At 54.0% G+C, this 14,311-nt stretch carries 16 protein-coding genes; 9 read left to right on the top strand and 7 right to left on the bottom strand.

The window, feature by feature from the left end; translation table 11 throughout:
- Window positions 1-691: 691 nt before the first annotated feature.
- Window positions 692-1,459, bottom strand: coding sequence for a hypothetical protein (locus ACN0VM_RS16355; protein ID WP_417451971.1), 768 nt, complete (start codon window positions 1,457-1,459; stop codon window positions 692-694).
- A 118-nt stretch (window positions 1,460-1,577) separates the two neighbouring features.
- Between ACN0VM_RS16355 and ACN0VM_RS16350 the strand changes: the two genes are divergently transcribed.
- Together ACN0VM_RS16350 and ACN0VM_RS16345 are read left to right on the top strand one after the other, a co-directional pair.
- Window positions 1,578-2,102, top strand: coding sequence for a DUF2975 domain-containing protein (locus tag ACN0VM_RS16350; RefSeq protein ID WP_417451969.1), 525 nt, complete (start codon window positions 1,578-1,580; stop codon window positions 2,100-2,102).
- An 11-nt stretch (window positions 2,103-2,113) separates the two neighbouring features.
- Window positions 2,114-2,350, top strand: coding sequence for a helix-turn-helix domain-containing protein (locus tag ACN0VM_RS16345; RefSeq protein WP_417451968.1), 237 nt, complete (start codon window positions 2,114-2,116; stop codon window positions 2,348-2,350).
- Here the strand turns inward: ACN0VM_RS16345 and ACN0VM_RS16340 are convergent.
- Window positions 2,336-3,355, bottom strand: a complete 1,020-nt coding sequence (locus ACN0VM_RS16340) for a lipid A deacylase LpxR family protein (RefSeq protein ID WP_417451967.1) — start codon at window positions 3,353-3,355, stop codon at window positions 2,336-2,338. The two genes, ACN0VM_RS16345 and ACN0VM_RS16340, sit on opposite strands and share 15 nt — an antisense overlap.
- A gap of 252 nt (window positions 3,356-3,607) precedes the next feature.
- On the opposite strand from ACN0VM_RS16340, the gene ACN0VM_RS16335 reads away from it, so the two are divergent.
- Both ACN0VM_RS16335 and ACN0VM_RS16330 read left to right on the top strand, forming a co-directional pair.
- On the top strand, window positions 3,608-4,648 hold the full coding sequence (locus tag ACN0VM_RS16335) for a patatin-like phospholipase family protein (RefSeq protein WP_417451966.1): 1,041 nt from the start codon (window positions 3,608-3,610) through the stop codon (window positions 4,646-4,648).
- A 12-nt stretch (window positions 4,649-4,660) separates the two neighbouring features.
- Window positions 4,661-5,863 carry a TIGR04063 family PEP-CTERM/XrtA system glycosyltransferase gene (locus ACN0VM_RS16330; RefSeq protein ID WP_417451965.1) on the top strand — a complete coding sequence of 401 codons (1,203 nt, stop codon included), beginning with the start codon at window positions 4,661-4,663 and terminating at the stop codon, window positions 5,861-5,863.
- A 3-nt stretch (window positions 5,864-5,866) separates the two neighbouring features.
- Here the strand turns inward: ACN0VM_RS16330 and ACN0VM_RS16325 are convergent, their stop codons facing one another.
- Complete coding sequence (locus ACN0VM_RS16325) at window positions 5,867-6,295, bottom strand: CBS domain-containing protein (RefSeq protein ID WP_417451964.1); 429 nt, start codon at window positions 6,293-6,295, stop codon at window positions 5,867-5,869.
- A 250-nt stretch (window positions 6,296-6,545) separates the two neighbouring features.
- Here ACN0VM_RS16325 and ACN0VM_RS16320 point away from each other — a divergent pair, with 250 nt between their 5' ends.
- The 4 genes from ACN0VM_RS16320 to ACN0VM_RS16305 all read left to right on the top strand — a co-directional run bounded on the left by ACN0VM_RS16320 (window position 6,546) and on the right by ACN0VM_RS16305 (window position 9,111).
- On the top strand, window positions 6,546-7,049 hold the full coding sequence (locus tag ACN0VM_RS16320; RefSeq protein ID WP_417451963.1) for a hypothetical protein: 504 nt from the start codon (window positions 6,546-6,548) through the stop codon (window positions 7,047-7,049).
- 265 nt (window positions 7,050-7,314) lie between these two features.
- Window positions 7,315-7,569, top strand: a complete 255-nt coding sequence (locus ACN0VM_RS16315) for a hypothetical protein (RefSeq protein ID WP_417451962.1) — start codon at window positions 7,315-7,317, stop codon at window positions 7,567-7,569.
- 19 nt (window positions 7,570-7,588) lie between these two features.
- A complete protein-coding gene (locus ACN0VM_RS16310; RefSeq protein ID WP_417451961.1) occupies window positions 7,589-8,737 on the top strand; it encodes a mechanosensitive ion channel family protein in 1,149 nt (382 codons plus the stop codon).
- On the top strand, window positions 8,734-9,111 hold the full coding sequence (locus ACN0VM_RS16305; protein ID WP_417451959.1) for an acyl-CoA thioesterase: 378 nt from the start codon (window positions 8,734-8,736) through the stop codon (window positions 9,109-9,111). Before ACN0VM_RS16310 ends, ACN0VM_RS16305 begins: the two co-directional genes overlap by 4 nt.
- 27 nt (window positions 9,112-9,138) lie before the next feature.
- Here the strand turns inward: ACN0VM_RS16305 and ACN0VM_RS16300 are convergent, their stop codons facing one another.
- On the bottom strand, window positions 9,139-9,498 hold the full coding sequence (locus tag ACN0VM_RS16300) for a hypothetical protein (RefSeq protein ID WP_417451958.1): 360 nt from the start codon (window positions 9,496-9,498) through the stop codon (window positions 9,139-9,141).
- A 120-nt stretch (window positions 9,499-9,618) separates the two neighbouring features.
- On the opposite strand from ACN0VM_RS16300, the gene msrA reads away from it, so the two are divergent.
- Window positions 9,619-10,089, top strand: a complete 471-nt coding sequence (gene msrA / locus ACN0VM_RS16295; RefSeq protein ID WP_417451957.1) for a peptide-methionine (S)-S-oxide reductase MsrA — start codon at window positions 9,619-9,621, stop codon at window positions 10,087-10,089.
- Here the strand turns inward: msrA and ACN0VM_RS16290 are convergent.
- The 3 genes from ACN0VM_RS16290 to ACN0VM_RS16280 form a co-directional block, all read right to left on the bottom strand.
- Window positions 10,086-12,269 carry a tetratricopeptide repeat protein gene (locus tag ACN0VM_RS16290; protein ID WP_417451956.1) on the bottom strand — a complete coding sequence of 728 codons (2,184 nt, stop codon included), beginning with the start codon at window positions 12,267-12,269 and terminating at the stop codon, window positions 10,086-10,088. The genes msrA and ACN0VM_RS16290 overlap by 4 nt on opposite strands.
- An 88-nt stretch (window positions 12,270-12,357) precedes the next feature.
- Entirely contained in the window at window positions 12,358-12,837 is a 480-nt protein-coding gene (locus ACN0VM_RS16285) for a transcriptional repressor (protein WP_417451955.1), read from the bottom strand.
- Window positions 12,838-12,948: 111 nt separating this feature from the next.
- Window positions 12,949-14,256 (bottom strand): amidohydrolase, encoded by a 1,308-nt coding sequence (locus ACN0VM_RS16280; protein WP_417451954.1) that lies wholly within the window; start codon window positions 14,254-14,256, stop codon window positions 12,949-12,951.
- Window positions 14,257-14,311 lie beyond the last annotated feature (55 nt).

Genomic DNA, 14,311 nt, shown 5'->3' with positions numbered 1-14,311 from the left:
CTCTCAAGTTGAACAAGAAACCTAATGGCTTCCGTAAAAACCACCGTTCTTCACACAACCAGAAAATCTTCCTCACGGTGATCGCTCACCGCGCTCAAGAATTCACTGACACTACTTCTCTCGAAGTAGCCGGATACATAAGAGGCTTACTAAACCTCCGGAGTATCCTTGAGATCTAAACAATGGTCACCAGACCACCGTCCACATCTCCCTTCCATCCTACAATGTCAAAGAACAAAATCAGCTTCCGTTTCAGACCCTTGGGTTCGTCCCGGCTGCTGCCCCGTCGGTGTGTCGCGTCTTGCGCTGCACCCCGTCGGTGGAGGCGGGTTATAGGGGTGGTTCGCCAACCTGTAAACACCTTTTTTGCGTTTTTTTGAAAAAAGCGCGTTTACCTGCCTGAAACCCCATATTCTTGCCGAATATGTTAAGATGAAACACTCTTGAGTAATATAATTTCGGGGTAGAAACACCCTGGCCCGGTTTTAATTGTGAAACGCAGGCAAAACTATTTCGAGTTTACCGAAATGGGCATCAAAATCGGTGACTCAGCCACGCCGAAAAAACCGCGCTTTCTCGGATTTAAAAAACCGCCATATATAAAGACTATATCTGCTGAAATGAATCAGAGCGCAAACGCGCATGTTTCGCAAGCAGACACTGAATCGGTATCCGCGCAACCGTTCGGCGGCTACTTTTGCGGTGAATCGGTGGGACGCTCAGCCCCCTCACCCCGACTCTGATCGGGCTTTGCGTCAGCCATATGGGCCTTATAGTCCCGTAACATGTTCTGCATGGAGCCTGATTCCCATAATTCGCCGGCGTTAAGACTCATGGCATCCGACATCTGCCGTTCGAACAGTACCGCCGCGTGCCCCTCCTGCCAGGCATTACGGCTAAACCCGCCGCCTGAGGTCGCTGGTGACCAGTTTTTGGGCATCTGGGGGAACAGCATATTCTTGAGTCCCTTCAATATCTCCAGCGGCACTGGCAAGGGATTGCCCTCGATGAAGGGAACTGGCGCACCCGAATGCAACAGGCTTTTATTGACGAGCTCCTCATCCATACCCACCATCGAACGCGCCACTTGGCCAAGGAACAACCGGTTCTGATAATCGCTCATGCCTGCGCCCGTTTGATTCTTGGTGAGCGAACCCAATATCCAATCTGCGACAGAGATGACCGAGCCATCCTCAAGCACTATATAGCTATCACGGAAGTCAGCCCCCTCAGGCAGCTTGCGTTCCTTATCGTCCTGTTCACGAAAGTGTGGATAGATGGGAACAACAAGCGGGCCCTCGGGATGGCTTTGGCCAGCTTTTCTTTTGTCAGTCTGGCTTCTGGTTTCCTCGCTATCGCCCTCGGCGGCATGGACACTCTGTATCGCCAGTGCCGAAACGATCATGACCGACAGGATAAAAGAGGCGATGACAAAATATCGGGACAGACGCCTCTTCATATTCACGTTCCTTCCTGCTACGATGAAAATATCATTATCAGATAATTATTTTCTGTAAAACAATAATTATATGGCCAAATTGTGGAGCCTCCTGCTTGTGTCGCAACCAGACAAACATATGAACATTCCTAGCCTGATCGCTTTTCGCTGGGTGATCTATCTATCGGTCATCGTTGTCATTGCACCTGTTTTATGGATGTGGGCAGACCCTGCCAGCTTTACATACATCAGCAAAAACGCGCTTGTTGAACAGTATGGTGGCTTCGGTCGCTTATTGCCATGGCAACGGATGGCCGGGCTTATCGTGACCTTGGTCCCGGCCCTTATCTTCGCTTGGGCCCTTGTATGCCTGTTACCACTGATCGGCATGGCGGAACGCGGTGACTGGTTTAACGCCGCATCGGAGCGCTACTGCTTCCGCGCGGGGCGGCTTCTTCTATGGCACGCCCTGGTGCGCTGGCTCAGCGATACTGCCCTTGTACTTGTGATCACGCTGAACAACCAGCCCGGCGAACGGGCGCTTATGATCAGCTTTGGCAGTGAGGATCTTTTAAGCCTCATCCCCGCGCTGATGGCCCTGTGTATTGCACAAATGATGCGTGTAGGCCGCGCACAGCGCGAAGAACTCAATGAAATCGTTTAAGGGAGGGGCATGTGGCCATTATTGTCCGTCTTGACATGATGCTGGCTGAGCGTAAGGTCAAATCAAAGGATCTTGCCGCTCATATCGGGATCACAGAAGCGAACCTGAGCTTGCTCAAGTCCGGCAAGGTGAAAGGGGTGCGCTTTAGCACCCTCGAAGCAATCTGCCAGTATTTGGACTGCCAGCCCGGCGATATTCTCTGTTTCGAGCCAGAAACCAGACTACCAGAGTGTTTAGAATCGGTGTGACAGCGTGATAGAGCCATATTCGTGGCCACCGTCCGCAAACTCATGATCCTTGGTCCTGAAGACATGGGTTACAGCGAGCCGCCAGTCCTGCCAAAAGAAGACAGCGCCGACCTGAAGGTCCAGGACTGCATTTTCCTTTGCGACATCATGTTCGTGAGAGCGCCATGTGCCATCCAGAAAGATGTTCCTGACCACATAACGCGCTTCACCGCCAGCAAAGAGATAGAAATCAAAGCCTTCACCGGAAAAATAATCGCTGCCGGGCAAAGAAGGCTGGATACGCGGCGGCGCGCCAAGTTCGCGGTTCAGGTCGGTCCCGACCCTAAGCGTGGCACCGACGGCACCATAGGTGTACACATTACCAAGCGCCGCGCCGAAATGCGGCGTCACATCGAAAGACCAGCGTTCGCTACCCACCCGGTCGATAACAAAGCGCCGGCCGCGGGCATAGTGAAGGTTCAGACCAGGTTCATTAGGCAACTGATGCGCCCACCCATTTGGCTGGTCGGCCCCGATAAGGTGGTGCCACTGGCGCTGGGTAAAACCGGCCCCTGACGCAGGCCCTACAAGGCCGACATCCAGTTTGAGAAGCTCAAAATCGTTGCGCCCTTGTGCTGTAACGCCGAACTCGAGATAGCTCCAGCCAGCATATGGTCGGTCATTGACGATAAGGTCGGAGCGAGAGATATCTTCAGGCGTGTACATGTTCTGCCCAAGCGCCAGGGAATAATAGACATCGACATTCTTCCCGGAGCGGGCAAGCGGCAGATTTTTTCTCAGAAAACCATTAATCCCCGCACCCAGGCGCTTCTCGCCCGGATGATGCACATAGGCCAGCCTGATGCCGTTGGTGTAGTCCTGATCTGTATCACCGAAAAAAAGGTCGTTTTCCACCTGCAGGGACAAGAGATGGATGTCTTGATCCTCGGCCTGCGCATCGTCGCCCAAGAGTATCAATCCCGTAAATGCAAACAGGCCAACCCCACAGAAAATTCCAAGATTCACAATAAAGCCCAATATTGTTGTATGTCATGTGCCGAATTATATGGGGATCATCCTGCTGTCCGCAATGCTGGCAAACACGAAAACCTGTGAAAAGTTTTTCTTGGGGCTGCTCGGCGCTCTCGCTGGGGTATCGTAGCAAGCAGAATAACTGGATGTTTATATATACGCTTAGTATATCCGGCCCATATCCCCTTGCCTTTCCGGTCACTTTTCCGCAAGTTGAGGCCAATATTTATTGAGGCACAATCCCATATGCTTGGCATTCTAAAAAGCGACAAAACCCAACGACAGGAAAAAAGCGAGCCCGCGGCTCCTGGTCAGGTTGATACCGACAAAGCTAGTCAGCCCGGCCCCCTTCCGCCCCGACGGCCCAAGATCGGTCTAGCTCTCGGCGCCGGCGTTGCGCGTGGCTGGTCCCACATCGGCGTCATCAAGCGCTTGCAGGAAGAAGGCATTCCCATAGACGTCGTGGCTGGCACGTCCATCGGTGCCGTTGTTGGTGGTGCCTTCGCTAGCGGAAGCCTTGATGTCGTTGAGGAGTGGGCCTGCAGTCTCGGGGAATACAACTTCTTCCGGCTGCTGGACCTCCGCTTCGGCGGCGGTCTTTTTGGCAGTGACAAGCTGAACTCCCTGATGGAAGAAAAGTTTGGCAACGTTCTTTTCTCCGACATGAAGATTCCTTTCACTGCCGTTGCCTGTGAACTGAAAAGCGGGCATGAGGTCTGGCTGGACACAGGGGAAATGTCGAGCGCACTCAGGGCAAGCTTTGCCATCCCCGGTATTTTTGAACCACAGAAACGAGACGGTCGGTGGCTGGTCGATGGTGCTCTGGTCAACCCGGTGCCGGTTTCCGTTTGCCGCGCAGCAGGCTGCGACATCGTCATTGCCATCAATCTCTCCGAAGACCTTTACGGACGGAAAAGAGCGCAAGCAGACGGCGCAATGAACAGTGATGATTACGGCGTTTTTGCAGAGCATGATGGTCATGCAGCAACTCTGGTAAATGACAGAAAATCTTCGCTTTTCCGCAAGATCTTTGGTCACAAAAAAGACGCTCCCAGTCTTTTTGCCAACCTTATGGCCAGCCTGAATATTATGCAGAACCGGCTTTCACGTTCACGACTGGCTGGCGACCCGCCAGACATATCGATCTGTCCTCGGGTCGGCCACATCGGACTGATGGAGTTCCACCGCGCCAGTGAACTGATCATGGAAGGACAAACCGCCTTTGACCTTGCCCTGCCCCAAATCAGAGACACGCTGGCGATCATCAGTCATCGTATCAACCACTAGAAGGGCATTACAATGCGTATCCTCCATGTCCTTGACCATTCGCTACCCAAACACAGCGGATATGTGTTCCGCACCATGTCGATTTTGTCAGAACAGCGCGCAAGAGGATGGGATCCCATCCTCGTCACCACACCACGTCAGGGGGCAACGGCCGCACTGTCAGAGGAAATCAATGGTTGGACCATCCACCGTACACCAAACACCGGGAGCCCCAACTGGGCGCCACCAGTTCTCAAAGAATGGCAGGAAATGCGTACAACAAAACGGCGGTTAACGTCGCTGGTGGAGGAACTGCAGCCGGATATCCTGCATGCCCACTCCCCTGTACTGGATTTTTTCCCGGCCAAGGCCGCGTCAGGCGGTCGACCTGTGGTTTACGAGATCAGGGCTTTCTGGGAGGACGCTGCTGTCGACCATGGTACAACGTCGGAAAACAGTTTTCGTTACAGACTGACCCGCGCCACCGAAACAAAAGCAATCACGCAGGCAGACCACGTTACCTGCATCTGCGAGGGCCTGCGCAGTGATATTGTAGCGCGCGGCATACCGGCCGATAAAGTCTCCATTATTCCCAATGCGGTCAATGTTGAGACATTCCCGCCCATCGAAACATGTGATGAAGCCTTAAAAAACAGCCTTGGGCTTCAGGGCCGCATCGTCTTTGGTTTTATTGGATCATTTTACAAATATGAGGGTCTCCAGTTTTTGATTGAGGCATTGCCCGCCCTCAAAGCCGCGTGCCCTGAAGCCGCTGTATTGCTGGTCGGCGGCGGGCCGATGGAGCGACAACTGAAGAATCGCGTTGCAGAGCTGGGTCTTGAGAATGATGTGATTTTCACCGGAAGAGTTCCCCATGAAGAGGTACGCAAGTATTATAGCGTCGCCGATATTCTCGCATACCCCCGACACCCCATGCGGCTCACAGAAACGGTCACACCGCTGAAACCGCTCGAGGCCATGGCTCTCAAAAAGCTTGTGCTCGCTTCGGACGTTGGCGGACATAAGGAACTGATCGACGACGGCAAAACCGGGCGGCTTTTCCAGGCAAACAACACTGACGATTTTGTCAGGGTCGCGCTGGAGTTGATACGAGACCGGCACCAGTGGGACAGCTATCACAGTGCCGGCAGGCACTATGTCGAGCATGTTAGAAACTGGAAAAACAGCGTTGCCAATTACGCACCGATATACACACGCCTACTGGACGGCCGCTGAAGCTCAGGCGCTCGCAATATATTCCTTGAGCGCTTCAGCCTCCTGCTCGGTTTCTTGCATGCGTTCCTTGACTACATCGCCAATCGATATCATGCCGACAAGTTTGCCCTCCTGCAAAACGGGCACGTGCCGGATACGCCGCTCGGTCATCATGCCCATGAGGTGTTGAACAGTATCATCGGACGTGCAAGTGAAAACCGATTTTGTCATAAGCGTAGAGATATCATCGATAAGCACGCCGCCACCGCGAATGGCAAGACCGCGCATGATGTCGCGTTCGGAAATAATACCTGCAAGTTTTCCCTTCTCCAGGACGGGAACCGCACCAATGCGCCGCTCACCAAGCAGCTTGGCAACCTCCAACACGGTACATCCGACCTCCTGCGCGATAACATCGTGGCCTTTTCGGTCCAGAATTTGGCCAACCTTCATGTGTATCTCCTTCTCTACAGCACGGCCTTGAAGCGGGGCCCTGCAAGGCCGCGTGATGGGTAGGCTACTCGGAAAGACAGGCACTCAGTATGCCTCTTTTAGGCTCATGAGGCAAAAAAAAGCTTATTTTAGCGGACGCTAGCCAAAAAACCGGTCATTGCCCCCCTTTTCCTTGACACGATGCTGCGCTACAAGGGGATGGGGCAGTTGATATAGAGGCAGCGGGGCCAGCACCAAAACGGGGAATCGTATGTCACAAATATTTTTCAAGAAAGGGGACCGCAAACCTTCAGCTTTCTCCACCCTGGGTTTCCTTACCGCCTGTCTCGCCGCTGTGGCGATGTTAATCGCGGGGCCTGCGTATGACTTTAACTGGCTCAGCCCGCAATATCTTGACCCGGCCGATACAGACTTCCGCCTGCAATTGCTGAATGTGGCGCGCCGTTTGGCAATGGTCGCCGCTGTCTTCACCCTGATCGGCTTTATTCATGGCGCGTCCAGCCCCCGGGTCCGAGTCAGTTGGCGGGCTATAGCTGCGGTGATCATCATTGTACCGGTTGTTTACATGGGCTGGGTTTCCAATTCCTGGCCTATCCAGTCAACTACCGTTACACCCGACACGCCGAACGGAAGCAAAAATAGTGGGCGGTACGCTTTACAGGCACCAAAGCACAGCATTGGCGGCTATTCGCTTGCGTTACGCGATCCTTCTCACAATGTGCTCTTTCCTAACGGCGATTCTGCGCCCACTTGAGACCATCTGACGGGCAGGTCACCGCGAATGTCGCAAGCGGGCAAGCTCGCGCACGCTAAAGCGAACTGCCAAACAGGACAATGACAGGAGCCCATAAAGCAAGGCAAACCCAGCATGCGCGCAATGGCCGCAGCCAGCTTCCTTGACATACCCCGATTTAAAAGGCTGGGTACGCCCCAATCAGATGTGCGGGTCTAAAGGCACGATCCGCAGGATACAGGGCATTTGCGCTGCCTCCGGAACTTTTGCAGTTAGGAAAAACAGTATGAAAAATATTCTGGCCTTCGTTGCCGCCCTCATTGGCCTTGGCGCCGCTGCCTATTGGGCCATGTATGTTTTCGGCAAAATCGACGGCGTTACACTTTCCGGTCACGGTGTCGCTGCTATGGTGATAGGACTGGTTCTGACCCTCGTCGTGGGTTTCGGCCTGATGGCGCTCTTGTTTTTCAGTAATAAACATGGTCATGACGACGAGGTTCACAATCTGAGCCAGAACGTCTCAGACAGGGAAAAAGATTAACGCTTTATAGAGGTTCAACGTGAAGATTGATGACTGGCAGGACTTCCTTGCCCTGGTGAAAGACGTCTGGAACAATGGGTTATTCGGCGTTGATGTTGGGCAAATCATTATTGCCGTGGGCATTTTCCTCGTCTTTATGGTGCTGCGGAACCTTATGACCCGCTTGATATTGAACCGCCTTGTCGGGTGGGCAAAGCGCACAAACACGCGCGTTGACGATGCTGTTGTAGACGCGGTCGAGGGGCCGGTGCGCTTTATCCCGGTGGTTCTGGGAATATTTTTTGCCACCGCCTATCTGGAACTGGATGCAGAATCAGCCGCGCTCGCTTCGAAACTCAATCGTTCATTGATCGCTTTCGTTATCTTCTGGGCGCTCTTCCGTGCGTCGGCCCCGGTTGGGGAGCTGCTACAACGGGCGGACCGTTTTTTAACAGAAGCCATGATCCTTTGGCTTTCAAAAGCCATTCGCATGGCATTTGCCATCATTGGCGCCGCTGCCATCCTCGAAATATGGGGCATCGAAGTAGGGCCTCTTATTGCTGGCCTCGGCCTTTTCGGGGTGGCTGTAGCACTGGGGGCGCAAGACCTGTTTAAAAACCTGATATCCGGCCTTTTCGTGATAGGCGAGCGTCGCTTTCATCCCGGTGACTGGATTTTGGTCGATGGCGTGGTGGAAGGCACTGTCGAGCAAATCGGCTTTCGCACCACAACTGTGCGCCGTTTCGACAAAGCACCAGTGTTTGTGCCCAACGCCAAACTGTCCGATCAGGCAGTCACGAATTTCTCGCGCATGACCTTCCGGCGGATCAAATGGGTGATCGGCCTTGAATACCGCTCAACTGCAGAGCAGCTACAAAATGTACGCGACGGCATTGAAAAATACCTAAGCGAAAATGAGGATTTTGTTCGTCCCGAAGAAACGGCGACCTTTGTCCGCCTCGATAGTTTTAATGCAAACTCCATCGACATCTTGCTCTATTGCTTCACCCGAACCACCAATTGGCTGGAATGGCTTGAAATCAAAGAAAAACTATTGCTGCAAATCAAACATATTGTCGAAGATGCGGGTACAGGCTTTGCGTTCCCAAGCCGTTCGCTTTATCTAGAGACCATGCCGGGCGAGATTGAACTGGCCCCTATTCACGTAACTGGAGACAAGCAAGAATGATAGAGCATCGCCGCGCCACCATCCGTACGATTCCACAACCGAGTGACCTGAACGTCAACGGTAACATCTTCGGCGGATGGGTGTTGTCACAAATGGACCTTGCCGGTGCAGATACGGCCAGCAGACGGGCACAAGGCGCCGTCGCGACTGTTGCCATTGAGGGTATGAAGTTTCACCAGCCTATTGAGCTTGGAGATGTCATCAGCATCTATGCCGATGTTGAAAAGGTCGGGCGATCATCGATCGTGGTAAAGATTGAAGTCTTCGCCGAGCGCGGCCTCCAGCGGGAACTGCATCAGGTAACCGAGGCACGCTATATCTTTGTCGCGATCAATGAACAGGGGCGCCCTCGCCCCATAGACGGCGAAGCCTGATTCCAGAGGTCGGTTGCCCCCCGTTGCCTAGCGGTCGGATGTACCAGAGACCGGGCCACCGACCACTACGCCAGACTTCTCAAGCTCTGCCGTGCAGTAATTCGCAACACCGTCTAGAATCTCACGATTTCCTTGCGACAGTTCGTTGCGGGAAAGCTCTGCCGACAAGTCCAGATAAGCAGAAAAGTCCAACCGCTTGCTAAATTCCCGGACCGTGCATTCACACAGAGGTTTACATGTAGCAGCGCCAAAGCCCGGCTCGCAATCCTTCATACAGCGCTGATAGTCAAGATCCAGCAACTCTTGAGGGATTTGGCTTTCCTGTGCCAAGGCTGCACCGCCGACCATCAGCGAAACTGTTGCAATTGCGACTGTCATCAAACGCATTTACTTCCCTCTCCAACACATGATTTTTACCATATTGCCCCTCGACAAGCGCGCAGCGCAACCACATATTCAAACCAAGATCAGTTTGAATGTAACTCAAGGCAAAAAAGAGACAGTATCATGGCAATTGCGACGTTCGGAGCCGGATGTTTTTGGGGCGTGGAAGAAACGTTCCGCACAACTGAAGGGGTAACTGATACCGCTGTCGGATATATGGGCGGCAATACCGACAACCCTTCCTATAAAGATGTATGCTCAGACACCACAGGCCATGCCGAAGTAGTACAGGTGAACTATGACCCGGCTGTCGTAAGCTTCGATGCTCTTGTCGATATCTTCTTCAGTAATCACAACCCGACCGAATGGAACCGTCAAGGACCTGACGTGGGCACACAGTATCGTTCCGTCGTATTTTATGAAGACGAAGACCAGAAGGCCGTAGCCGAGACAAAAAAAACGGAACTGGCAGCTTCCGGCCGGTTCAAGCGTGACATTGTAACATTGATTGAGCCTGTACAGACCTTCTGGCCTGCTGAAGACTATCATCAGCAGTATCTGGCCAAGCGTGGCATGACCAGCTGTCACATCTAGTTTGATAGAATAATCGGGTTCAGGTAACGCTGAGCCCACGCAGCAATATCCAGGCCCTGGGGAGCAACCTCAAGGGCCTTTTCCATTGCGATTTGCGCCTCTTCCTCCCGGTCAGCCTGTGCAATCAAAAATGCGTAATATATGGCCCATGGTTCGAAATTCTCCACATCCAGCTCAATCGCCCGCTCAAGCGCTTCTTCTGCCAGAGACTGGTCACCACCACTGAAAGCAAGGTAACAACCGTAAGCGCGCCATGCGATGGCAGATTGACTGTCAAGCTCCAGCGCCCGTTCAAAATGTTCCTTGGCTCCCTCATAACGGCCCTGCATGTAACGGATAAGTCCGATATCGCAATCCAGCGTGTTACAACCGGCATCAAGCGTCTGCGAGCGTAACAGGGCTTCCTCAGCGGTCTCGGCATCCCCAAGATCGTACAGAAGTACTTCGCCATAAGTATGCCAGACAAAATGATCTTCCGGTGCCAGATCAAGAGCCCGCCGCAAGAGATCAAGAACCGGTGCGCTATTGGTCACCAGTGGCCGAAAAACCAGCGCAGCAAGGGCAAGAGCATAGGGTGTAGGCGCAGGATGCTCGCTTACCCTCTCGGCGTATTCAGCAACAAGGTCTGCGCGGAACAGTCGGTACACGCCCATCCACAAAACATCGGAGAGCGCATCAATATTATCAGGGCTCAAGGTGACCGCGTGCAATAGTGCGTTCCAGGCCCCCTGCGCATCGCCCTCGGTCGCAAGCATAAGCCGGCCCAGTCTCGCCCATGCAAAGCTATATTCGGGGTTGAGCCGCACCGCCTCGCGCAGGTGTTTTTCCGCGTCCTCAATGTCCGCACCTTCCTCGAACAACAGGGAGCCGTATAAAGCGTGCGCCCAGTCATATTTCGGATCGGCCTTCAGCGCCTCCCTGAAACAGGCCTTCGCTTCTTCTTGCCTCTCGAGCCCGATAAACAGTGCCTGAGCCAAATGCGTCAGTACCCATGGGTTATCTGGTGAGAGTGATGCAGCTTTCTGCAGATGCTCAAGCGCGAGGTCGTTTTCACCACAGCGTTCCCACAAAACCCACGCAAGCCGTACCCGCGTGTCATAATCATCCGGGTCGAGCGCAAGCGCTTTTTCAAAGCATATTACGGCTTGTGCCGGTTCGTTCAGGCTTTGGTGGTATAGTATCCCCATACGTTTGAAAGGAGATGGGTCCACGGCGTCGCGGCTGACCACGGCTGAAAAATACCTGAGAGCTTTCCTAGGTTTGGCCAATTGTTCTTCATACAAACAAGCCAGATTGTACAGCGTTGGTACATCATCTGGTTCCAGCCTAAGGGCGCTGAGAAACGCCTGCTCCGCCTTTTTGGGTCGATCCTCCATCGCGTAGCGCACAAAGCCCAGATGGAAATAAGCCCATTGATACTCAGGCCACAGCAGCACCGCTTGCTCCAGCACCCTTTCTGCCTCGGCGTAATCTTCGCTCTGTCGGTATAGCGACCATCCAAGCCATCCATAATAATAACACTCACCGGGCTCGAGACTGATGGCGGTCCGGAGCATGGTTTGCCCCTCATCAACGCGGCCCAGAAAATCAGCGAGCATAATGCCAAGTTTTCCCCACGCCCAGTCATCCGTTGGGTCCTCCTCCAGCGCTGCACGAAACGCTTTCTCAGCGCCTTCGAAGTCCTGCAGGTTAACACTGAGAAGGTGCCCAAGCTGTGACCATGCCCATGTGTCGCTGGGGTCTATGTCCAGCACTCGCTGCCAGGCGGCTTTGGCGTCCGGCCATTTCTCTGCTGTCTCGCACGCCCGGGCATGGGCTATCGCGCTTTCCTTGCCATCAGCGGGGGCAAGGTGTGGCAGGGTTAATTCACGTTCGAAGTGTCGCTGAGTAGGCGCTGCCGTTTCACGGGCGCCCAGCCGCTGGCGGCCACCTTCCGCAGCCTCGTCAAAAGGGTCAAGCTCAAGCGCGCGAGCGTAAGCCTGCGCAGCGTCTGCTCGTTTACCGGGAGTGCTGGAGAGAATATCGCCAAGAAGACGCCACGACGCGACATGTGTGGGTGCAAAGCGTAAAACGGACCTAACCGTTGCTTCCGCGCCTGCAAGCTCGCCGTCCGCAGCCTGACGCGCAGCCATTTCCATGAAAGCGGTTGCCGCTTCCGATATGTTTACAAGTTCAGCCATAGGCCTAAGCCCTTATAGAGGCCAGTTCCAAAACACTAGAGAATTTTTACAGATTTAAGACGAGGAACCGGTTATGGGCCTTCCGTTTTCACGCTGCTTCCCGTTCACGGTCGCAATCGGCACACAAACCGTGCAACTCAAGCGTCTGACGGCGAATTGTAAAGCCCGCGTTTCTGGCCGCGTCCTTGACTGCTGCGGTCAGGCTTGGTGAACTAAGCTCTCTCACGGTCTCACACTTATCGCAAATCAGGAACTGGCTGACATGATCACCGCCGGGATGCGGACAGCCGATATAAGCATTGAGCGATTCGATCTTGTGCACCAGCCCCTCATCCATAAGGAAATCAAGCGCACGGTATACTGTCGGTGGTTTCGCGGAACCACCCTCGTTCGCCAACTGATCAAGCAAGTCGTATGCCTTCACGGCTTTGTGGCCCTGCCAGATCATCTTCAGGATACGCCGCCGCAAGTCGGTAAACCGCGACCCCCGTTCCGCACACAGGCGCTCCGCTTCAGCAATAGCGGTCTCAATGCAAACACTATGGTCATGTGCGTGTGAATGGCCCACGGGTCTTCCTTCAGTCGGTTCCTATCAAGTAATAGTCTATACGTTATCCACTAACGTTTCCAGCCCCAAGCAGAAAGGCGGACGCCTGTTGCACCCGCCTTTCTCTCGGCTTTATTTACCCAACAACTCAAGCGCGGCTTGGGTCATTGCTTCAACACCGCCCTTCAACGTGGGTTCACGGTCCGGCTTGAAAAAAGGCGAATGAAGCCCCGGCGCCTTTGCCTCGCCCCTGGCGACCGCTTCCATCGTCTCGGCTGGCGTTGCACCAAGCCAAAGCATAAGGCTTGGTATCTTGTCTTCCGTGCGGCCAAACAGCGAAAAATCTTCCGCAGCCATCACCGGCTTGCCGTCATAAACATGTTCATCACCCAGTTTTTCATCCAGCGCTTTATAGATTCGCGCTGTCAGTTCCGGGGTATTATAGGTCGACGGCGTACCTTCCGAGAAACTGACCTCGGGCATCAGTTCGTGGGGCAGGCCAAAGGCAATCGCCTGCCCGCGTGCGATACGCTCGATGCCCGCCTTCAGGTTTTCGCGTACATCTTCGCTATAGGACCTGATGGTAATCTGCAGATGCGCACGGTTGGAAATGATATTGTGCTTGGTGCCGGCGTGAATGGACCCCACGGTCACCACCCCTGATTCAAAGGGCGACGTCTCGCGCGCGACAAGTGTCTGCAGGGCCGTGACGATATATGCGCCAAGCACAACGGGGTCTTTGGTGGTGTGTGGATATGCGCCGTGCCCGCCCACACCGTGAATTTCGATATCAGCAGAATCCACATTGGCTAGCGCATAGCCGGAGACCATGCCAATATCCCCGGCCTTGATATCGGGGCTGACATGCAGCGACAGGTTATAATCCGGCTTGGGGAACTTGGTGAACAGCCCTTCTTTCAACATGGCCGCCGCGCCCTTGACCTGTTCTTCCGCAGGCTGGGCGATCATGACAAGCGTCCCCGACCACGTATCTTTCATCGCAGAAAGGCGACGTGCGGTACCGATGAGGCTGGTCATGTGGACATCGTGCCCGCAGGCGTGCATTACAGGCACGGTTTCGCCGGCCGCATTCTTCGTCTTGGCCTGGCTGGCATAATCGAGGCCAGTTTGTTCAGGCACAGGCAGGCCGTCCATATCGGCGCGGATCATGACCGTCGGCCCGTCCCCGTTTTCCATCACCGCCACCACGCCGTGGCCGCCGAAATTACGCGTTACCTCAAAGCCGGCCTTCTCAAGTTCCGCCGCCATCCGCGCCGAGGTTTTTTCCTCCTGCAGCGACAGCTCCGGGTTTTGATGCAGATGGATATACAGCTTTTCCAGATAGTCATAATCAGCCGCGATGTCCGACTTAAGGTCAGCGGCCGACACATTACCAGCCATAAGCGCAGCAAACGCAACGCCCGCAAAATACTTTTTCATAAGAACCCCTCTTCATTAGTTGAGAGGATCATAAGCGAAAGGTTTATCTGATCAA

The organism is Kordiimonas sp., from assembly GCF_048260245.1.
GTDB lineage: Bacteria > Pseudomonadota > Alphaproteobacteria > Sphingomonadales > Kordiimonadaceae > Kordiimonas.
This window is presented reverse-complemented; position numbering and strand designations above follow the sequence as displayed.